The organism is Nocardia sp. NPDC003345, assembly GCF_053589395.1.
In genome coordinates this window covers 12641-32173 of sequence record NZ_JBSFRU010000016.1, presented here as the reverse complement: position 1 = coordinate 32173, position 19533 = coordinate 12641, and the positions used below count along the sequence as shown (strand labels likewise).

The following is a 19533-nucleotide window of genomic DNA, read 5'->3' as shown; positions in this document are numbered from 1 at the left end:
GGGCCACAGCGAGCGGGCGGACGGACAGTGCGGCTCCCGGGCCCAGATCGCCGAAAGCGGCGGGCCCGGAAGCACGGACGGAGCGGAAGAGGTAGCAGTGTCGGAATTCGAGAGCGTGTGGCGCGATCTGCAGGGGGTCGCGTTCGAGCAGGGATACCTGGACGTGGAGGGGGTGCGGACGCGTTACCTGCACGCCGGTGACCACAACAGACCGGCCCTGGTGCTGCTGCACGGGTCGGGCGGTCACGCCGAGGCCTATGTCCGCAATCTCGCCGCGCACGCGGAGCATTTCTCCACCTGGTCGATCGATATGCTCGGCCACGGGTACACCGATAAACCCGGCCATCCGCTGGAGATCGAACACTATGTGCGGCATCTGATCTCCTTCCTGGACACCATCGGTGCCCCGCGCGCCCATATCAGCGGCGAATCGCTGGGCGGGTGGGTCGCGGCCCGCGCCGCCTGCGACCACCCCGGCCGGATCGACCGGCTGGTCCTCAACACCGCCGGCGGATCGCAGGCCGACCCCGAGGTCATGCAGCGGATCATCACCCTGTCCATGGCCGCGGCCGCCGACCCCACCTGGGAGACGGTGCAGGCCCGCATCAAATGGCTGATGGCCGATAAGAGCAAGGACTACGACGATATCGTCGCCAGCCGGCAGCAGGTCTACCGGCAGCCCGGATTCGTCGACGCCATGCGCGACATCATGGCGCTGCAGGATCCGGAGATCCGATCCCGCAACCTGCTCGGCCCGGCCGAGTACGGCGCTATCACCGCGCCCACCCTGGTGGTGTGGACCAGTGACGATCCGACCGCCGATGTCACCGAGGGCAAACGGATCGCGTCCATGATCCCCGGCGCGCGCTTCGAGGTCCTGCCCGATTGCGGGCACTGGCCGCAGTACGAGGCGCCCGAGGCGTTCAACGCCCTCCATCTCGAATTCCTGCTGGGTGGTTGATATGAGCACCGGAAACGGCAGCGGTCCGGAACTGTACGACGTCGTCATCGTCGGTGCGGGACCGGTCGGGCTGACCACCGCGAATATCCTGGGCCGCTACGGCGTGCGGACCCTGCTGGTGGAAGAGCGGCCGAACCTCATCGACTATCCGCGCGGTGTCGGGCTCGACGACGAATCGATGCGCACCCTGCAGTCCACCGGGCTGCTCGACCGGATCCTGCCGCACACCAACCCGAACCAGATCATGCGATTCGTGGACGGGCAGCGCCGGCTGCTGGTCGAGATCGCGCCCACCGATCAGCAGTTCGGCTGGCCCAAACGCAGCGGTTTCATTCAGCCGCTGGTGGACGCCGAACTGCTGCGCGGGCTGGATCGCTTCGACACCGTGGAGATCCGCTGGGGTACCGCGCTGCGCGCGGCGAACGATCTCGGCGACCAGGTCGTGGTGGAGCTCGAAGCACCGGACGGCCCGGAACAGGTGCGCGCCCGCTACGTCGTGGGATCCGACGGCGGCCGCAGCACCACCCGGCACGCGATGGGGGTGAGTTTCGAGGGTACGACCTCGCCGACGCGCTGGCTGGTCGTCGATATCGACGGCGACCCGCTTGGGCATCCGAATCTGGAGGTGGGCGCCGACCCGCTGCGTCCCAACGTCTCGATCTCGCTGGCGCACGGGATCCGCCGGTTCGAATTCATGTTGCATCCGGACGAATCCGATGACGACGCCGAGACGCCGGAATTCCTGAACCGGCTGATGGCCCCGTTCGTCCCGTACCCGGACCGGCTCGATGTGATCCGGCGCCGCGTCTACACCCACCATTCCCGGATCGCGGGCGAATTCCGCAAGGGCAGGCTCTTCCTGGCCGGCGACGCCGCCCATCTGATGCCGGTCTGGCAGGGACAGGGCTACAACAGCGGTATCCGGGACGCGGCGAATCTGGCCTGGAAACTGGCGGCGGTCACCGGCGGGATGGCCGACGACGGTCTGCTCGACTCCTACGACCAGGAACGCCGCAAACACGCACGCGCCATGATCGACCTCTCGACCATGGTCGGCCGGGTGATCTCACCGACCGACCAGCGGGTCGCGGCGGTGCGGGATGTGGTGGTGCGGGGTCTGGCGCTGGTGCCGCCGTTGAAACGGTACGTGCTCGGCATGCGCTTCAAGCCGATGCCGCGTTACGACCGCGGCGCGGTGGTGCACGGCTGGTCGCGATCGCCGAATTCGGCGGTCGGCACGCTGTTCATCCAGCCCCGCGTCGCGACGCGGGCGCGGCCGGAGGTGCTGCTGGACGAGGCGCTCGGTCCCTGGTTCGCGGTGGTGTGCTGGAACAACCGGCCGCGGAAAATACTGGGGGACGAGGAATTCGCGGCGTGGCAGGCGATCGGCGCCCGCTTCGTCGAGGCGCGCCCGGCCACCCAGTTGCACTGGGACGGTCACGACGATCCGGACGTACTGGTGATCGGCGACCACACCGGCGCGTTGAAGAAATGGTTCGACGGTCAGCTGGACTCGGTGCTGTTCCTGCGCCCGGACCGCTGTATCGCCGGCGCCTGTATCGCGCAGCACGCCCCCGAACTCGGCGCGGCGCTGCGCCGGACTCTGACACTCGCCCCGGGAGGTTCCGATGCCGCTGGCCGTGTGCTGCGTTTCGCACAGCCCGCTTCTTGAACTGCCCGGTCCCGGTGAGCAACTGCGGGACGAGGTGGGCGCGGCCCTGGACCGGGCCCGCGCGTTCGTCCGGGATTTCGACCCCGAACTGGTGGTCCTGTTCTCCCCGGACCACTACAACGGGTTCTTCTACAAACTCATGCCGCCGTTCTGCCTGGCCACCGCGGCCACCGCGATCGGCGACTACGGCACCTACGCCGGACCGCTGGAGGTTCCGGAGCCGGCGGCGCTGCGACTCGCCGAAGCGCTGCTGGACGCGGGTATCGATATCGCGACCTCGGCCGCGATGGAGGTCGACCACGGCACCGTGCAGCCGCTGCAACGGTTGTTCGGGGAGGCCACCGCGCGGCCGGTGATCCCGGTCTTCATCAATTCGGTGGCCACCCCGCTGGGACCGCTGCGCCGGGTGCGGGCACTGGGCACCGCGGTCGGGCGGCATCTGGCGACACTGGGCAAACGAGTGCTGGTGATCGGTTCGGGTGGGCTCTCCCACGATCCGCCGGTCCCGCAGCGGGCCACCGCGCCGGAACCGGTACTGGAACGCATCGTGCGCGGCGCGCCCATGACCGGCGAGCAGCGCGCGGCCCGGCAGACCGCGGTGATCGCCGCGGCCCGGGATTTCGCCGCGGGGGACAGCCCGCTGCGACCGCTCAATCCGGACTGGGATCGCGCCTTTCTCGAGTTGGTCGATACCGGGCGGCTCTCGGCGGTCGACGACTGGGACAACGACGAGATCGCGCGGACGGCGGGTAATTCGGCGCATGAGGTGCGTACCTGGATCGCCGCGTTCGCGGCGCTGGCCGCGCAGGGCACCTATCGCACCGGCGTGCGCTACTACCGGCCCGCGCCCGAGCTGATCGCCGGTTTCGCCGTGCGGACGGCCCGGCCCGCCGACGAGCCGACGACGACAGGAGGCGAGCAGTGAGTACAGACGAGGCAGCGGCTTTCGACGAGACCGTCGATCTGCTGGTGATCGGCTCCGGCGGCGGCGGGATGAGCGCCGCCCTGCGGGGTGAGGCCCTGGGCCTGCGGACCCTGGTGGTGGAGAAGGCCGATTACTACGGCGGCTCCACCGCGCTGTCCGGCGGCGGTATCTGGGTTCCCAACGCGCCCGCGCAGCGACGCGACGGTTTCTCGCTGGACCCCGACGAGGTGGTGGGCTATCTGCGGACCATCACCGGCGGGCTGGTCACCGACGCGCGCCTGCGGGCCTACGTCGAGAGATCACCGGACATGATGGCGTTCCTCGAGGAGCGCAGCCGCTGGCTGGAATTCGTGTGGAAACCCGGCTACGCCGACTACTACCCCGAACTCGAGGGCGGCTCCCCGCAGGGCAGCACCATCAATGTGCCGCCCATCGATCTGCGCTCCCTCGGCGACGAGGAAGAGAACCTGCTCAAACCGCTGGCGCTGGCCCCGAAGGGGATCTGGTTCGCGCCCAAGGATCTGCGGATGTTCTATCAGGTCCGGCAGAACTGGCGCGGTAAGGCCGTGATGCTGAAGCTGATCTGGCGGATGATGCGGGCCCATGTCTTCGGCGACCGGATCGCCGCCATCGGCCAATCGCTGATCGCCCGGCTGCGGCTGGCCATGCGCGAACGCGATATCCCGCTGTGGCTGGGCTCGCCGATGACCTCGCTGATCAGCGACGCCGACGGCCGGATCACCGGTGCGGTGGTCGAGCGCGACGGGAAACCGGTGCGAATCCGGGCCCGCCGCGGGGTGATCGTGGCGACCGGCGGTTTCGATCACGATATGACCTGGCGTAAAGAGGAACTGCCCGAGGTCGACCAGGACTGGAGCTTCGGCAACCCGGTCGCCATGGGCGACGGGATCCGCGCGGGGCAGCAGGCCGGCGCCGCGACCGAACTGATGGACGAGGCCTGGTGGTTCCCCGCCATCCAGTGGCCGGACGGCCGGATGCAGTTCATGCTCAACGAGCGCATGATGCCGGCCCAGTTCATCGTCAACGGGGCCGGGAAGCGGTTCATCAACGAGGCCGCGCCCTATATGGATTTCGGGCACGCCATGATCGAGGGCCAGCGCGGCGGGGTCGCCCATATCCCGTGCTGGCTGATCACCGATCACCGGTCCTGGCGCAGGTATGTGATCGGCGGCCACCTGCCGATCCCGAAGGTGCCCTTCGCGCCGGTACCCACCGGATACAAGATGGTGCAGGCGTGGCTGGAGTCGGGTGTGGTGAAGGCCGCCGGCAGTTTCGCGGAACTCGCCGCGAAGATCGACGTGCCGGCCGCCGAACTCGAGGCCACCGCGGCCCGGTTCAACGAGCTGGCCCGCTCCGGCCACGACGACGATTTCCAGCGCGGCGACAGCGTGTACGACAACTACTACGGCGACCCCACGCTGGCGAACCCGAATCTGTATCCGATCGGCAAACCGCCCTATTACGCCTTCCGCATCGTGCTCGGCGACCTGGGTACCTCGGGCGGGCTGCGCACCGACGAGCACGCCCGGGTACTGCGGCCCGACGGTGCGGTGATCGACGGCCTGTACGCGGTCGGCAATGCCTCGGCCGCCGTGATGGGCCGCAGCTACGCGGGCGCCGGGGCGACCATCGGACCCGCCATGACCTTCGGCTATATCGCGGCCGAGCACTGCGCGCAGCGGATCCCCGCGCCCACGGGCGACGCGGGGTCCACGGGGGACACCGGCGAAGGGGCGGCCCGCGCCGGGGCCGGAGGAGAAGAACAGACGATCGACACCACTGGAGGTAATCGATGAAAATATCCCTCTTCTACGAGTTCGCCCTGCCGCGGCCGTGGACCGACGACGACGAATTCCAGATGTTCCAGGACGGGCTGGACGAAGTAGAAGCGGCGGATAAGGCCGGGTTCTCCACGGTCTGGCTCACCGAGCACCACTTCCTCGAGGAATACTGCCACGCCACCGCGCCCGAGATGTTCCTCGCCGCGGCCAGCCAGCGCACGAAGAACATCCGGCTCGGCTTCGGCGTCATGCACCTGCCGCCGGGTATCAACCATCCGGCGCGCGCCGCGGAACGCGTAGCGACCCTGGATCATCTGTCCGGTGGCCGAGTCGAATTCGGTACCGGTGAATCATCGTCGGTGGCCGAACTCGGCGGGTTCAATATCGACCCCGCGGACAAGCGCGCCCAGTGGGAGGAAGCGCTCGAGGTCACCATTCGCGCGATGACCGAGAGCCCTTTCACCGGGTTCAAGGGCGAGCACATCTCCATGCCGCCCCGCAATGTCATCCCGAAGCCGCGGCAGACCCCGCATCCGCCGCTGTGGGTCGCCTGTACCCGGCCGTCGTCGGTGCAGATGGCGGCCCAGAAGGGTATCGGCGCACTGAGTTTCGCCTACACCGGCCCGGAGGCGCTCGGTGAGCGGGTGCGCGGCTACTACGAGGAATTCGAGAACGCCGCCGCGCCCTCGGTGCCGCAGATGAACCCGAATATCCTCGCCATCGGCGGTGATCTGTCGATGATGGTCGCCAAGACCGACGAGGAAGCGGTCAAACGGCTCGGCCTGGGCGGCGGGTTCTTCTCGTTCGGGATCATGCACTACTACATGACCGGTATGCACACCCCCGGCCGCACCGGGGTGTGGGATGCCTACCTGGACGCGGTGAAGGAAGACGAAACCCTCGCCTACGGTCCGGGCCGGGGCGCCATCGGCGGTCCGGACACCGTGCGCGAATTCCTGCGCGGTTACGAGGAGAGCGGGGTCGACGAGATCATCCTGCTGCTCAATCCCCGCAGCCATGAGGGAACGATGGAATCCATCGAGATCATGGGCAAGGAGATCCTGCCGGAATTCATCGAACGCGACGAGGCCGCCCGGGCCGCGAAGGCCAAACGGCTCGAACCGGTCCTGGAGAAGGCCGAGGCGCGGCGCCGTCCCTGGGCGACACCGGAATTCGACGAGAGCTATGCGATCGGCGGGCTGCCCACCGGCCGGGGCGGCAAGTTCACCGCCAGTGAGATCCCCGAGGCCATGGCCGAGATCAACGAGGGCCGGGTGAAGGCCGCGCAGGCATTGAAGGAACAGCAGCAGGGCTGAGCGGCGGCAGCGGGAGAGGAGAGCGCGGTGTCCGAGGTGGATTCGATCGACCGGCGGTGGCGTTTCGACGGTAAACGGGTGGTGGTGACCGGCTGCGCGTCCGGTATCGGCGCCTGCCTGGTCACGCAGTTGCGGGATCTGGGTGCCGAGATCGTCGGCCTCGATCGGCTGCGTCCGGGCACCGAACTCGACGAGTTCTACGAGATGGACCAGGCGGATCCGTCGTCCATCGACCGGGCCGTCCGCAAGGTCGGGACCGACGTCGATGCGCTCTTCAATATCGCCGGTGTCTCCTCCGGCATCGGCGACCCGCTGCGGGTGGCCACCATCAATTTCCTCGGGATGCGCCACTTCACCGAAGCGCTCGTCCCGCATATGGAACCGGGTTCGGCGGTGGTCAGCGTGTCCTCGCTGGCCGCCTCCGGATACCTGGAGAACCGCTGGGCCGTGCACGGGTTCCTCGAGACGACCTCGATGGAGGAGGGAATCGCGTGGTGTAGAGCGAATCCGGACGCCATCGCCGACGGGGGCTACCGCCTGTCCAAAGAGGCGATCATCCTCTACACCGTGCGTCGCTCGGTGGAGCTCGCGGGCCGCGGGATCCGGATGAACTGCACCGGGCCCGGCGTCACCGAAACCCCCATCCTGGACCAGCTGCGCTCGGCTTACGGCCAGGACTATCTCGACGGGATCCCCAAACCACTGGGCCGGTCCGCCGATCCCGTCGAACAGGCGTCGGCCCTGCTCTTCCTGGGCAGCCGGGCCGCCGGATACATCACCGGGCAGGTGCTGTGGGTCGACGGCGGAAATCTCGCCGCGCGCCTGGCCGGCGAGCTGGCCGGGCCACGCCCGGGTGAGCCGAAATAGGCAGCTGGAAGGAAAGTGCAACGTGGCAACTCTGACCGATTTCTACAAACTCGGTGACACCGTGCGTAACTGGGGACGGTGGGGTGCCGACGACGAACTCGGCACCCTGAATTTCATCACTCCGGCGAAGGTCGCGGCCGCGGCCGGGCTGGTCCGGCACGGGAAGGTGTTCCCGCTCGGAATCGATTTCAGTTCCAACGGTCCCCAGGGTGCGTTCAAATTCCGGGCGAACCCGACCCATGTGATGACCGTCGACGGTGGCGACGCCGAAACGCTGGTCGAATTCGGACCGAAATGGATGCAGAATTCGGTGGCCGGTGAACTGGCCGGATTCTTCGCCGACAACCCTTTCCGGTTCAACGACGATATGCTCATCATGCCGTTGCAGGCCGCCACCCAGTGGGACGCCTTCTCGCACGTCTACTACGACGACAAGCTCTACAACGGGTTCCCGGCGAATTCGGTGACCAGTATGGGCGCGTTCCACTGCGGTATCGAGAAGGTGGACAGTAAGGGCATCACCAGCCGCGGCGTCCTGCTGGATCTCGTGAAGCACCGGGGCGCGGATGTCTTCCTGGAGGTCGGCGAGCCGATTACCGGCGACGAACTCGACGAATGCGCGAAGCGGCAGGGCGTGACCATCGAGTCCGGCGATATCGTGCTGGTCCGCACCGGTTGGTGGAACCGTTTCCTGGAGGCGGGCGACGGTTCCGAGCCCTATGCCGGCCTGGACTGGACCTGCGCGAAATGGCTGCACGATCACGAAATCGCCGCGGTGGCCGCCGACAACCTGATGGTGGAGAACCCGGTGTCCGGTGTGGACGGCACCTTCCTGCCGATGCATATGCTGTGCCTCCGCGATATGGGCCTGATGCTCGGCGAATACTGGGATTTCACCGCCCTGGCCGCCGATTGCGCCGCCGACGGAGTCTACGAATTCCAGTTGATCGCACCGCCGCTGCGCGTGGTGGGTGCGGTGGGATCACCGATCAACCCGATCGCCATCAAATAGGAGACCGGTCATGACCGTGGGAAGCACAATGGTGGAGCACACAGAACCCGGCGCGGATACGCAACCGTTCGTCGTGGGCCTCGGCGGTACGCTGCGGGCGAATTCCTCGACCGAACGGGCATTACGCCACTGCCTGGACGAGGTCGAGAAACGGGGCGGGCGCACCGCCCTGTTCAGCGGCACGGATATCGATCTGCCGATGTACAACCCGCACGATCCGGCCCGCACCCCGCAGGCTCTCGCCCTGGTGGAGGCGCTGCGGGCCGCCGACGCGGTGATCGTCGGCTCGCCGGGCTACCACGGCGCGATCTCCGGGCTGGTGAAGAACGCCCTCGACTACGTCGAGGATATGCGCACCGATCCCACGGTCTACCTGGACAACAAGCCCTGGGGCTGCATCACCTGCGCCTACGGCTGGCAGGCGGCCGTGGGCACCCTCGGCCAGTTGCGGGGGATCGGGCACGCGCTGCGCGCCTGGCCCACTCCGATCGGTGTCGCGATCAATTCGGCGGACAAGATCTGGGACGACGCCGGCGCCCTGACCGACCCGGGCGTGATCGGGCAGCTCGAACTCCTGGCCGCGCAGGTACTGAGTACGGCTCGGATCGTGGGCCCGGCATGAGGGGGCACAGCCACCGCCGGTGCGAACGGGTTCGAAGCGATCGGCTGTCCCGGCCGAGCGGGCGGGCCGCGATATGAGCGGGTCGAGCCGGCCGGGGCCCACGGCCACCGGTTATGAGCACCGGACGATAGAGGTCGACGGGCTGCGGACACATTTCCTGGAAGCGGGCTCGGGCGAACCGGTCGTACTGCTGCACGGAGGGGAGTTCGGGGCGAGCGCCGAGATCGGCTGGGAACGCACGATCGGGGCGCTCGCGGACCGCTATCGAGTGATCGCCCCGGATATGCTCGGCTTCGGCGAATCGGCCAAGGTCGTGGATTTCACCGACGGCCGGGGGCTGCGGATTCGTCATATCGCCCGCCTGTGCGCGATCCTCGGAATCGACTCGGCGTTCTTCGTCGGCAACTCGATGGGCGCGGTGAACCTCTTCGCCGACACCACCTCCGATACGCCGCGACTGCCGGTGCGCGCCATGGTCACGATCTGCGGCGGTGGGCAGATCCAGGCCAACGAGCATATGCGGGCGCTCTACGATTTCGACGCCACCCTGCCCGCCATGCGCCGTATCGTCACCGCGCTGTTCGCGTCCCCGGCCTACCCGGCCGACGAGGACTATGTGCGCCGGCGGTTCGAATCGGCCACCGCCCCCGGCGCCTGGGAGTCGCTGGCGGCGGCCCGTTTCCGCCGTCCCGGCGCCGAGGCGCCCGCGGCGGCGGGTGACCGGCCCTACGAACAGGTCCGGGTTCCGACGCTCGTGGTCGAAGGTGGCGCGGACAAACTGTTGCCGCGCGGCTGGGCCGCCGAACTGGCCGCCCGGATTCCGGACGCGGATTCGGCGGTCGTCAGCGAGGCCGGGCACTGCCCGCAGCTGGAACAGCCCGAAACCGTCAACGCGCTGCTGCGGGACTTCCTGGACCGGCAGTCCCGCATCGTCTCCGGGGCGGAGTTCGCGCGCAGCGGCTGAGCGGAAACAGCGGCGACAGCAGTGTGATCAGGTATTTCGTTACGGAAGGAAACGCAGCGCATGGGCAACGAGTTGGCGGGCAAGGTCGCGGTGGTGACCGGTGGCGCGTCCGGCCTGGGCAGCGCCATGGTCGAGCGGTTCGTTGCCGAAGGCGCCCGGGTGGTGATCGGGGACGTCGACGCCGAGGGCGGTGCGCGGATCGCGGATCGCTGTGGCGAGGGTGCGGTATTCGAGGTGTCCGATGCGGGTGACCCCGACCAGGTCGACCGGCTGGTCGACCTCGCCGTGGCGCGGTTCGGCGGGCTGCACATCATGTGCAACAACGCCGGGATCTCCGGAAAGATGCACAAGAGCCTGCTGCACGACGATCTCGCCGATTTCCAGCAGGTGATGGCGGTCAACGTACTCGGCGTCATGGCCGGGACCCGCTCCGCGGCCCGGCATATGTCCGAACACGGCGGCGGGTCGATCATCAACCTGTCGTCGGTGGGTGGCGTGCAGGCCGGGGGCGGGGTGATGACCTACCGCGCCTCCAAGGCCGCGGTTATCCACTTCACCAAATCGGCGGCGATCGAACTGGCGCAGTACGAGATCCGGGTGAACTGTATCGCCCCCGGCAATATCCCCACCGACCTGCTCGCGAAGGCCTCGACAACGATGTCGCCGGAGAAGGCCGAACGGATGACCCGCGCCATGCGGGAGATGATGAACCAGGACCGCCCGCTGCCCCGTGAGGGCACGCCCGAGGATGTCGCCGAAGCGGCCGTGTATTTCGCCGGCGACCGGTCCCGCTATCTGACCGGCACGGTGCTGACCGTCGACGGCGGCACCACCGCGGGTAAGGCGCTGCGCCGTCGGGCCGAACCCGCCGCCAACGGCACTCCGGCCCGGTCCTCGTGAAGCGTCCGGATCCCGACCACCGCAATCCAGGAAAGAGAATGTCATGAAAGTGACTGTCGAACAGGGGAAATGCATAGCCGCCGGACACTGCGTGATGGCCGCCGACGCGGTGTTCGACCAGCGCGAGGACGACGGCATCGTCATCCTGCTGGACGAGAACCCGCCCGACGATCTCGCCGATGAGGTCCGCGAAGCCGCCGCGGTATGCCCCGCCATGGCCATCCACGTGCACGAGGAGTGACAGTGACGAATTCCGCTGGATCGGGTTCCACCACGGATACCGACGAAATCCTGAACTATCCGCTGGACCGGGCCCCCGCCTGCCCGTTCGCGCCGCCGCCCGAAGTCCTGGAGCTGATCGCCGAGCGGCCGCTGAGCCGGGTCCGGATCTGGGACGGCAGCACGCCGTGGCTGGTCACCGGTTACGCCGAACTGAAATCGCTGATGTCGGATCCGCGGATCAGCACCGACGATCACCAGCCCGGATTCCCGCACTGGAACGAGGGCATGCTCGATATGGTCCCGCATCGGGCCCGGTCGGTGTTCAACACCGACGGCGAGGAGCACAGCCGGTTCCGCCGGATGATGACCAAGCCGTTCACGGTCAAACGGGTGGACGCGCTGCGACCGGCCATCCAGAAGATCACCGACGAACATATCGACGCCGTCCTCGCCGGACCGCGGCCCGCCGATCTCGTCGAGGCGCTCGCGCTGCCGGTGCCGTCGCTGGTGATCAGCGAGATGCTCGGCGTGCCGTACGAGGACCACGAGTTCTTCCAGCAGCACGCGACCACCGGTGTCTCCCGCTACGCCACCAAAGAGGAATCGCAGCAGGGGCGAGTCGGTCTGGCGCGCTATCTGATCGACCTCATCAAATCCAAGATGGAGAATCCGGCCGAGGATATGGTCACCGAGCTCGCCGAGCGGGTAACCGCCGGCGAGATCTCGATGAAGGAAGCCGCCCAGATCGGCACCGGTGTGCTCATCGCCGGGCACGAGACCAGCGCGAATATGATCGCGCTGGGCACCCTCGCGCTGCTGGAGAACCCGGATCAGCTGGCGCTGCTGCGCGATACCGACGATCCCAAGGTCGTCGCGAACGCGGTGGAGGAACTGCTGCGCTACCTGAGCATCATCCAGAACGGTCAGCGCCGGGTCGCCCTCGACGATATCGAGATCGGCGAGCACACCATCAAGGCCGGTGAGGGCGTGATCATCGATCTCGCCCCGGCCAACTGGGATCCGAACCAGTTCCCGGAACCGGACAAGCTCGACCTGACCCGCCCGGCGCGCCTGCACGTCGGTTTCGGTTTCGGCCCGCATCAGTGCGTCGGCCAGCAACTGGCCCGGGTGGAACTGCAGATCGTCTTCAAGACCCTGCTGCGGCGGATCCCGACCATGCGGCTGGCAATTCCGGTCGAAGACGTCGAATTCAAGCACGACAAGCTGGCTTTCGGTGTGTACCGGCTGCCGGTGACGTGGTGAGCACGCCGAGACAACTGCGCCGAGAGGAGACCGTCCTGTGACGACCAGCGCGCCCAGCGACGTCTATTACGACCCCTACGATGTCCAGCTGAACGCGGATCCGTATCCGATGTTCAAGCGGATCCGCGACGAACGACCGCTGTACTACAACGAGACCCACGATTTCTACGCGCTGAGCCGGTTCGCCGACGTCAACGCGGCCTTGATCGACAAGGACACCTTCAGTTCCGCCCGCGGCGCGATCATCGAACTGATCAAGGCGAATATCGAGATCCCGCCCGGGGTGCTGATCTTCGAGGATCCGCCGATCCACACCATGCACCGCAAACTGCTGTCCCGGATGTTCACGCCGCGCAAGATCTCCGCGCTGGAGGACAAGGTCCGGGAGTTCTGCGCGCGCAGCCTGGATCCGCTGATCGGCACCGGCCGTATCGACTTCATCGCCGACCTGGGCGCGCAGATGCCGATGCGGACCATCGGCATGCTGCTCGGGATCCCCGAGGAGGATCAGGAGGCCGTCCGCGATTTCGCCAACGACCAGATGCGCACCGAAGAGGGCAAGCCGATGAAGGCGTCCACGGAGGGCATGGTCAGCGGTGAACTCTTCGAGAAGTACGTCGACTGGCGCACCGAGCACCCGTCCGACGACATCATCTCCGAACTGCTGAACGTGGAGTTCGAGGACGAGACCGGCACCCTGCGCAACCTCACCCGCGACGAGATCCTCACCTACATCAACGTGGTCTCCGGCGCCGGTAACGAGACCACCACCCGGCTGATCGGCTGGGCGGGCAAGGTGCTGGCCGAGCATCCGGACCAGCGACGGGAACTGGTGAACGACCCCTCGCTCATCCCGGCCGCGGTCGAGGAACTGCTGCGGTTCGAACCCCCGGCCCCGCATGTGGCGCGCTATGTCACCCGGGATGTGGAATACCACGGGCAGACAGTTCCCGAGGGCAGCGCCATGATGATGCTCATCGGCGCCGCCAACCGCGACGGCCGGCATTTCGCGCCCGACGGTGACGTCTTCGATATCCACCGCGAGAGCAAACCGCATCTCGCCTTCAGCGTGGGGACCCATTTCTGCATGGGTTCGGCGCTGGCCCGGCTGGAGGGGCGGATCGCGCTGGAAGAGATCCTGAAACGGTTCCCGGAGTGGGAACCCGATCTGTCCGTCGCGAAGCTGTCGCCGACCTCCACGGTCCGGGGCTGGGAGAGTATGCCCGCGAGCTTCTGAACCGCCGGCAGTCGCGCTCGAGCGTCCCCGTGCACACGGCACGGGGACGCTCGGCGTTTCGGTGGCGTCACCTTCGCCCTCTACGCTGGCCCGGTGTTCTTCATCTTCGGATTCGGCACCAAACGCAAAGCGCTCGGACCCGGCTCCACCCGGACCTGCCCGCGCTGCCACAACACGACGCAGTGGCAGCGAATGCGCGAGTACAAGCAGTTCACGCTGTTCTTCGTCCCGGTCGCCCGCTGGAAGCGCCGCTCGCTCGAGGTGTGCGGTATCTGCGGCACCGCCTTCGAGATCTGAGCGCGGGCGTCCGGCGCGATATCAGAGCGTCGCCACGTGCTGTTCCAGTACGGCGCGGATCGTCGCCCGGTCGATCGCTCCGTGTGGCGTGACGGCGTCCAGGGACAGCCCCGAGACGAGGGCGGCCAGATGGGCGGCCTGCCGCTCGGGGGCGGCGGTCGCGGCGGCGGCCAGTGCGTCGACCAGCACTGCCCGCAGGTCCGCCGCCATCTGCCGGACCACCGGTTCGAATGCCGGGTCGGTACGGGCGGCGGCGATGATCTCCATCAGAACGACGGCTTCGCGGTGCCGTTCGTCGTCCAGGGGGACCAGTTCTTCGAGAATTCGCACGAGATGACGTTTCGCCGCGCGACGGTCACCCGGGGCGGCGGCGTGCCGGGTGAGACGCCGGCCCATACGGTCGCCGACTTCGGTCGCCACGGCGACGATCAGGGATTCGTGATCGGTGAAGTAGTGGCGCACCGAGCCGATGTTCAGCCCGGCCTCGGCGGCGACCCGGCGGAAGGTCGCGGCGGCCAGGCCCTCGGCGACGACGAGGCGCAGGGTGGCGTCGACGATCTCGCGTCGCCGGGTGTCGGCATCTATCCGGATGGGCACCGGCCGAGTCTAAATCCGATGGCTTTTGTATCACGCGCGTGATACAAAACTCGCGTACGAGTTCTCCGACCGTCGAAGGGATCCGGACCATGGACGAGACCGCGGCACTCGCCGCCAACCGTGCGAACTGGGACGAACGGGCCGATGTGCACCGGCGCTCCGAAATGTACGACGTCGACGCGTTTCTGGCCGATCCGGCGGTGATCTCGTCGGTGGTGCTCAACGATCTCTCGGTGCTGGCCGGGTATCTCCCGGCGGCCGGTGTCCAGGGCCGGTCGCTATTGCATCTGCAATGCCATATCGGCACCGACACCCTGTCCTGGGCGCGCCTGGGCGCGGTCGAGGTGCACGGCCTCGACCTGTCGCCGAACTCCCTGCGTCATGCCGGCCGGCTCGCCCGCGCCGACGGCCGCGATATCACCTGGGTCGAGGGCGACGCGCGATACGCCTCGGCGTTGATCGACCGGCGGTTCGATGTGGTCGTCACCAGTGCCGGCACCATCGTGTGGCTCCCCGATCTCGGCGCTTGGGCCAAGTCGATTCATGACCTGCTCGAGCCGGGTGGAGTCTTCCTGATCCGCGACGACCATCCCATCCTCGGGGCGATGGATTGCGAGCCCTGGGAGATCACCGACGACTACCTGGGTGGGGGAGGCAGCCGCACCTACACCGATTCCGGTAGCTACACCGAGAACTCGATCGGGCAGATCACCCGGGTCGAGGTGCACGAGTGGCGCCACGACCTGGGTGAGATCATCGGCTCGCTGCTGCGCGCCGGTCTGCGGATCGAAGAGTTCGCCGAACTGCCCTATATGGATTGGCGCGCCTTCCCCGGCCTCGTCGCCGGCCCGCGGGGCTGGGAGCTCCCGCCGGGCGCGCCGCGGATTCCGCTGAACTTCGCGGTGGTGGCCCGGCGACCGGACTGACCGGCGGCTCAGTTCAGGAACATATCCGGGATCGGATTGGCCCCGCCGCCGTACTCCGAGAGGTCGGTGCGACCGGATTCGATGAGGCTGGCGGCGTCGATATAGCAGTTGCCCGTATTGAACTTGGCCTCCCGTGACAGGATCTCGGCGGCGGCGTCGCCCATGATCCGTGGACTGCGCGATCTCTCCAGCAGGTCGCTGCCGTCCGGCAGATTCGCCACCGCGGAGGTCGCGATATAGGTCTGGGGCCACAGGCAGTTCGCGGCGATACCGGCGTCGGCGTATTCCGCCGCCCAGCCCAGCGTCAGCAGGGTCATACCGTACTTGGACAGCGTGTAGGACGGATGTGCGCCGAGCCAGCGTGGGCTGGTGTTCAAGGGTGGCGCCACGGTGAGGATATGCGGGTTCGGCGCCTGTCGCAGGTGGGGTAGGCAGGCCCGGGTCAGCAGGAAGGTGCCGCGCAGGTTGATCTGCTGCATCAGGTCGAACTTCTTGGCCGAGAGTTTCTCGGTGGGGTCGGTGGCGATGGCGCTGGCGTTGTTGACGCAGTAGTCGATCCGCCCGAACCGTTCCACTGCGGTGTCCACGACCCGCTGGACATCGTCTTCGTCGCGGACATCGCCCACGACCGCCGCCGCCTTCCCGCCGGCCGCCTCGATCTCGGCGACGGCGGTGTGCACGGTGCCGGGCAGTTTCGGATGCGGCTCCGCTGTCTTCGCCAGCAGCACCACATTGGCGCCGTGGCGGGCCGCTGCCAGGGCGATGGCGAGACCGATACCCCGGCTGGCCCCGGACACCACCAGCGTCCGGTCGGTGAAGATCTGCTGTTCGGTCGTCATGTCACTCCCGGTCGATTACGCGTTCGCGCGAAGCGGTATTGGCATTCTCATTTTCTGCAAGTATCGTATTCAACGATGAACGATGCAGTCCATACCTCCTCGGGTATCCCGCTCGATCCGGTCTACGGGCCGGAGGACCGGCGTACCGAACCACCCGCGCCCGGCGCGTTTCCGTTCACCCGGGGCAACTACGCCACCGGATACCGGGGACGGCTGTGGACCTTCCGTCAGTACTCGGGCTTCGGCACCGCCGAAGAGTCGAACCGGCGCTACCGCTACCTGCTGGAGCAGGGCGGTACCGGTCTGTCGGTAGCGCTCGATCTACCCACCCAGTGCGGCTACGACTCCGACGATCCCGAGGTGATGGAGGAGGTCGGCCGCGTCGGCGTCGCCGTCGACACCCTCGCCGACGCCGAGATCCTCTTCGACGGCATCCCGCTGGACAAGATCAGCACCAGCTTCACCATCAACGGCACCGCGGCGATCCTGCTCGCCTTCTACGTGGCCGCCGCGGAGAAGAAGGGCGTACCCCGGGAGAAACTCACCGGCACCATCCAGAACGACATCCTCAAGGAGTACGCCTCCCGCGGCACCTGGATCTGGCCGCCGCAGCCCTCGCTGCGCCTGATCGCGGATACGATCGAGTTCTGCGCCGCGGAGGTACCGCGGTTCAACGCGATCTCGGTGGCGGGCGCGCATTTCCGCGACGCCGGGGCCACCGCGGTCCAGGAGATGGCCTTCACGCTCGCCGACGGCGTCACCTACTGCGATACCGTCGTCGAACGCGGGCGTATGAGTATCGAGAAGTTCGCCCCGCAGATCTCCTTCTTCTTCTACACCCACGGCGATTTCTTCGAGGAGATCGCCAAGTACCGGGCGGGCCGCCGCCGCTGGGCCACCATCGTGCGCGAACGCTACGGCGCGACAACCGACAAGGCGTCGATGTTCCGGTTCGGGTGCGTGGCCGGCGGTGCCTCGCTCTATGCCCCGCAGGCCCAGAACAACCTGGTCCGCATCGCCTACGAGGCGATGGCGGCGGTACTGGGCGGTGTGCAGTCCATGTTCACCGCGGCCTGGGACGAACCGTTCGCGCTGCCCAGCGAGGAGTCGGCGACCATGGCGCTGCGCACCCAGCAGATCCTGGCCTACGAGACCGGCGTGACCCGGGTGGCCGATCCGCTGGGCGGTTCGTACTTCGTGGAAGCACTCACCGATAAGACCGAGGCCGCCATCCAGGAGATCATGACCGATCTCGAGGAGCGGGGCGGGATGGTCCGGGCCATCGAGGACGGCTATCTCCAGGGCCTGATCGCCGACGAGGCCTACAAGCTGCACCAGGAGATCGAATCCGGGGTCAAACCGGTGGTCGGGGTGAACAAGTTCGTCTCCGACGAACCCGCGCCCGAGATCTCCACCTACGAACTCGACGCCGAGGGCCGGGAGAAACAGCTGAAACGGCTGGCCAAGGTGAAGGCCGAACGGGATTCGGCCGCTGTCCGCGACACCCTGGCGGCCCTGTCGCGGGCCGCCGAAGGAGACGACAACCTCATGCACCGTTTGATCGACTGCGCCAACGCGTACTGCACGGTGGGGGAGATGACCACCGCCCTGAAGGACGTATGGGGCGAATTCCAGCAGCCGGTGGTGTTCTGATGACCGCGCGCGTACTGGTCGCCAAACCGGGCCTCGACGGCCACGACCGCGGCGCCAAGATCGTGGCCCGCACCCTGCGCGACGCCGGTTTCGAGGTGGTCTTCACCGGAATCCGGCAGCGGATCGAGGACATCGTGTCCATCGCGGTCCAGGAGGATGTCGCGGTGGTGGGGCTGAGCATCCTGTCCGGCGCTCACGTGGCGCTCACCAAACGGGTCGTCGACGCGTTACGCGCCGCCGACGCGGGGGATATCGCGGTGGTGGTCGGCGGGACCATCCCGCAGGGCGATATCGAGAAATTGAAGGCCGTCGGCGCCGCCGCGGTGTTCCCGACCGGTACGGCGCTGGATGTGCTGGTCACCGAGATGCGGGCGCTCACCGGTACCGCGGCCCCGTCCTGACTCCCGGACGCGGTGACGTCCGGGCCGGAGCCGCCGCCATGACGGTGGGCGGCGGCTCCTCCTCGAAATAGTTGTGAGAGTGGAGGAATCGTGCGGATCGGTGTGATGATCGGGCCCGAGCGTGGCGATACCGCGCGTAAGGCCGCCCGGATGGTCGACGACATCAAATGGGCCGAATCGGCCGGGATGGATACCGCCTGGATACCGCAGATTCCCACCGATTTCGACGCCCTGGTGACGGTCGCGCTGCTCGGTGCCGCCACCGAGCGGATAGAACTCGGTACCGCCGTGGTCCCGCTGCAGGCCCAGCATCCGGTCGCGCTGGCCCGGCAGGCGCTCTCGGCGCACGCGGTGGCCGGTGGCCGGCTCGCGCTCGGCGTCGGACCGTCCCACCACTGGATCGTGCAGGATATGCTCGGTCTCCCGTACGAGAAGCCCGCCGCCTACACCCGCGACTACCTCGAGGTGCTGAACCCCGCCCTGAACGGGCCCGGGACGGTACAGGTCTCCAACGGCAGTTTCACCGTCGACAATCCGCTGGACCTGGGCCCGGTCGCACCGCTGCCGGTGCTGGTCGCCGCGCTCGGCCCGGTGATGCTGCGGATCGCCGGCGAACATGCCGACGGCACCATCCTGTGGATGGCCGACGAACGGGCCATCGCCGATCATGTGGTGCCGCGCATCACCAAGGCCGCCGCCGATGCCGGCCGCCCGGCCCCGCGCATCGTGGCCGGCTTGCCCATCTGTCTCTGCGCCACCGCCGATATCGATACCGCGAAGCAGCGCGCGAACCGGATCCTCGGTGAGGCCGAGGTGTCCCCGAACTACCAGCGGCTGCTGGAAAAGGGCGAGGCGAAGGATATCGGCGATATCTGCATCGCGGGTGACGAGGAGGCCATCGCCGACGGTCTGCGCCGCTACGCCGAGGCGGGTGCCACCGACCTGTCCGTACGGCTGCTGCCCATCGGCGACAACCGCGACGAACTGATCGCCTCCAAACGGCGTACCCGGGAGATGATCGCGGAGATCGCCAGGGATCTCCGATGACGCGATATCG

At 67.7% G+C, this 19533-nt stretch carries 20 protein-coding genes; 18 read left to right on the top strand and 2 right to left on the bottom strand.

Going from position 1 to position 19533, the window contains the following annotated elements:
- Window positions 1-97 precede the first annotated feature (97 nt).
- From ACWDU1_RS03805 to ACWDU1_RS03740, 14 genes are all read left to right on the top strand, one after another.
- Window positions 98-961, top strand: coding sequence for an alpha/beta fold hydrolase (locus tag ACWDU1_RS03805; RefSeq protein WP_449995705.1), 864 nt, complete (start codon window positions 98-100; stop codon window positions 959-961).
- Window position 962: 1 nt separating this feature from the next.
- Window positions 963-2633: a bifunctional 3-(3-hydroxy-phenyl)propionate/3-hydroxycinnamic acid hydroxylase gene (locus ACWDU1_RS03800; RefSeq protein ID WP_449995703.1), complete on the top strand. Its 1671-nt coding sequence runs from the start codon at window positions 963-965 to the stop codon at window positions 2631-2633.
- A complete protein-coding gene (locus tag ACWDU1_RS03795) occupies window positions 2590-3558 on the top strand; it encodes a 3-carboxyethylcatechol 2,3-dioxygenase (RefSeq protein ID WP_449995701.1) in 969 nt (322 codons plus the stop codon). Before ACWDU1_RS03800 ends, ACWDU1_RS03795 begins: the two co-directional genes overlap by 44 nt.
- 68 nt (window positions 3559-3626) lie before the next feature.
- On the top strand, window positions 3627-5375 hold the full coding sequence (locus ACWDU1_RS03790) for an FAD-binding protein (protein WP_449995722.1): 1749 nt from the start codon (window positions 3627-3629) through the stop codon (window positions 5373-5375).
- Window positions 5372-6676: an LLM class flavin-dependent oxidoreductase gene (locus tag ACWDU1_RS03785; protein WP_449995699.1), complete on the top strand. Its 1305-nt coding sequence runs from the start codon at window positions 5372-5374 to the stop codon at window positions 6674-6676. Before ACWDU1_RS03790 ends, ACWDU1_RS03785 begins: the two co-directional genes overlap by 4 nt.
- A gap of 36 nt (window positions 6677-6712) precedes the next feature.
- Window positions 6713-7543, top strand: coding sequence for a coniferyl-alcohol dehydrogenase (locus tag ACWDU1_RS03780; protein WP_449995720.1), 831 nt, complete (start codon window positions 6713-6715; stop codon window positions 7541-7543).
- Window positions 7544-7565: 22 nt separating this feature from the next.
- On the top strand, window positions 7566-8555 hold the full coding sequence (locus ACWDU1_RS03775; protein ID WP_449995697.1) for a cyclase family protein: 990 nt from the start codon (window positions 7566-7568) through the stop codon (window positions 8553-8555).
- A 10-nt stretch (window positions 8556-8565) separates the two neighbouring features.
- The gene (locus tag ACWDU1_RS03770; RefSeq protein ID WP_449995695.1) at window positions 8566-9177 is read left to right on the top strand and encodes an NADPH-dependent FMN reductase; all 612 of its coding nucleotides are present in this window, start codon (window positions 8566-8568) and stop codon (window positions 9175-9177) included.
- A gap of 73 nt (window positions 9178-9250) precedes the next feature.
- Window positions 9251-10141 (top strand): alpha/beta fold hydrolase, encoded by an 891-nt coding sequence (locus ACWDU1_RS03765; protein ID WP_449995694.1) that lies wholly within the window; start codon window positions 9251-9253, stop codon window positions 10139-10141.
- 60 nt (window positions 10142-10201) lie between these two features.
- Complete coding sequence (locus ACWDU1_RS03760; RefSeq protein ID WP_449995692.1) at window positions 10202-11041, top strand: SDR family NAD(P)-dependent oxidoreductase; 840 nt, start codon at window positions 10202-10204, stop codon at window positions 11039-11041.
- 43 nt (window positions 11042-11084) lie between these two features.
- Window positions 11085-11282, top strand: coding sequence for a ferredoxin (locus ACWDU1_RS03755; RefSeq protein WP_449995690.1), 198 nt, complete (start codon window positions 11085-11087; stop codon window positions 11280-11282).
- 2 nt (window positions 11283-11284) lie between these two features.
- On the top strand, window positions 11285-12526 hold the full coding sequence (locus tag ACWDU1_RS03750) for a cytochrome P450 (RefSeq protein WP_449995688.1): 1242 nt from the start codon (window positions 11285-11287) through the stop codon (window positions 12524-12526).
- A gap of 37 nt (window positions 12527-12563) precedes the next feature.
- The gene (locus tag ACWDU1_RS03745; protein ID WP_449995686.1) at window positions 12564-13763 is read left to right on the top strand and encodes a cytochrome P450; all 1200 of its coding nucleotides are present in this window, start codon (window positions 12564-12566) and stop codon (window positions 13761-13763) included.
- 93 nt (window positions 13764-13856) lie between these two features.
- Entirely contained in the window at window positions 13857-14060 is a 204-nt protein-coding gene (locus ACWDU1_RS03740) for a zinc-ribbon domain-containing protein (protein ID WP_449995684.1), read from the top strand.
- Between the two features lie 21 nt (window positions 14061-14081).
- On the opposite strand, the gene ACWDU1_RS03735 is transcribed toward ACWDU1_RS03740, so the two are convergent.
- Window positions 14082-14657, bottom strand: a complete 576-nt coding sequence (locus ACWDU1_RS03735) for a TetR/AcrR family transcriptional regulator (RefSeq protein ID WP_449995682.1) — start codon at window positions 14655-14657, stop codon at window positions 14082-14084.
- Window positions 14658-14746: 89 nt separating this feature from the next.
- Here ACWDU1_RS03735 and ACWDU1_RS03730 point away from each other — a divergent pair, with 89 nt between their 5' ends.
- Window positions 14747-15583 (top strand): class I SAM-dependent methyltransferase, encoded by an 837-nt coding sequence (locus ACWDU1_RS03730; RefSeq protein WP_449995681.1) that lies wholly within the window; start codon window positions 14747-14749, stop codon window positions 15581-15583.
- Window positions 15584-15591: 8 nt separating this feature from the next.
- Here ACWDU1_RS03730 and ACWDU1_RS03725 read toward each other — a convergent pair whose 3' ends face one another.
- Window positions 15592-16422, bottom strand: a complete 831-nt coding sequence (locus ACWDU1_RS03725) for an SDR family oxidoreductase (RefSeq protein ID WP_449995679.1) — start codon at window positions 16420-16422, stop codon at window positions 15592-15594.
- 75 nt (window positions 16423-16497) lie between these two features.
- Between ACWDU1_RS03725 and ACWDU1_RS03720 the strand changes: the two genes are divergently transcribed.
- The 3 genes from ACWDU1_RS03720 to ACWDU1_RS03710 all read left to right on the top strand — a co-directional run bounded on the left by ACWDU1_RS03720 (window position 16498) and on the right by ACWDU1_RS03710 (window position 19523).
- A complete protein-coding gene (locus tag ACWDU1_RS03720; protein ID WP_449995677.1) occupies window positions 16498-18075 on the top strand; it encodes a methylmalonyl-CoA mutase family protein in 1578 nt (525 codons plus the stop codon).
- Entirely contained in the window at window positions 18075-18476 is a 402-nt protein-coding gene (locus ACWDU1_RS03715; protein WP_449995675.1) for a cobalamin B12-binding domain-containing protein, read from the top strand. The genes ACWDU1_RS03720 and ACWDU1_RS03715 overlap by 1 nt, the downstream gene beginning before the upstream one ends.
- A 90-nt stretch (window positions 18477-18566) precedes the next feature.
- Window positions 18567-19523, top strand: a complete 957-nt coding sequence (locus ACWDU1_RS03710; RefSeq protein ID WP_449995673.1) for an LLM class F420-dependent oxidoreductase — start codon at window positions 18567-18569, stop codon at window positions 19521-19523.
- Window positions 19524-19533 lie beyond the last annotated feature (10 nt).

What these genes read in the sequence shown, in the direction of transcription:
- ACWDU1_RS03800 (WP_449995703.1), top strand. Translation starts at nt 963, where the DNA reads ATGAGCACCGGAAACGGCAGCGGTCCGGAACTGTACGACGTCGTCATC.
- ACWDU1_RS03730 (WP_449995681.1), top strand. Translation starts at nt 14,747, where the DNA reads ATGGACGAGACCGCGGCACTCGCCGCCAACCGTGCGAACTGGGACGAA.
- ACWDU1_RS03785 (WP_449995699.1), top strand. Translation starts at nt 5,372, where the DNA reads ATGAAAATATCCCTCTTCTACGAGTTCGCCCTGCCGCGGCCGTGGACC.
- ACWDU1_RS03770 (WP_449995695.1), top strand. Translation starts at nt 8,566, where the DNA reads ATGACCGTGGGAAGCACAATGGTGGAGCACACAGAACCCGGCGCGGAT.
- ACWDU1_RS03765 (WP_449995694.1), top strand. Translation starts at nt 9,251, where the DNA reads ATGAGCGGGTCGAGCCGGCCGGGGCCCACGGCCACCGGTTATGAGCAC.
- ACWDU1_RS03760 (WP_449995692.1), top strand. Translation starts at nt 10,202, where the DNA reads ATGGGCAACGAGTTGGCGGGCAAGGTCGCGGTGGTGACCGGTGGCGCG.
- ACWDU1_RS03795 (WP_449995701.1), top strand. Translation starts at nt 2,590, where the DNA reads ATGCCGCTGGCCGTGTGCTGCGTTTCGCACAGCCCGCTTCTTGAACTG.
- ACWDU1_RS03720 (WP_449995677.1), top strand. Translation starts at nt 16,498, where the DNA reads ATGAACGATGCAGTCCATACCTCCTCGGGTATCCCGCTCGATCCGGTC.
- ACWDU1_RS03725 (WP_449995679.1), bottom strand. Translation starts at nt 16,422, where the DNA reads ATGACGACCGAACAGCAGATCTTCACCGACCGGACGCTGGTGGTGTCC.
- ACWDU1_RS03715 (WP_449995675.1), top strand. Translation starts at nt 18,075, where the DNA reads ATGACCGCGCGCGTACTGGTCGCCAAACCGGGCCTCGACGGCCACGAC.
- ACWDU1_RS03790 (WP_449995722.1), top strand. Translation starts at nt 3,627, where the DNA reads ATGAGCGCCGCCCTGCGGGGTGAGGCCCTGGGCCTGCGGACCCTGGTG.
- ACWDU1_RS03755 (WP_449995690.1), top strand. Translation starts at nt 11,085, where the DNA reads ATGAAAGTGACTGTCGAACAGGGGAAATGCATAGCCGCCGGACACTGC.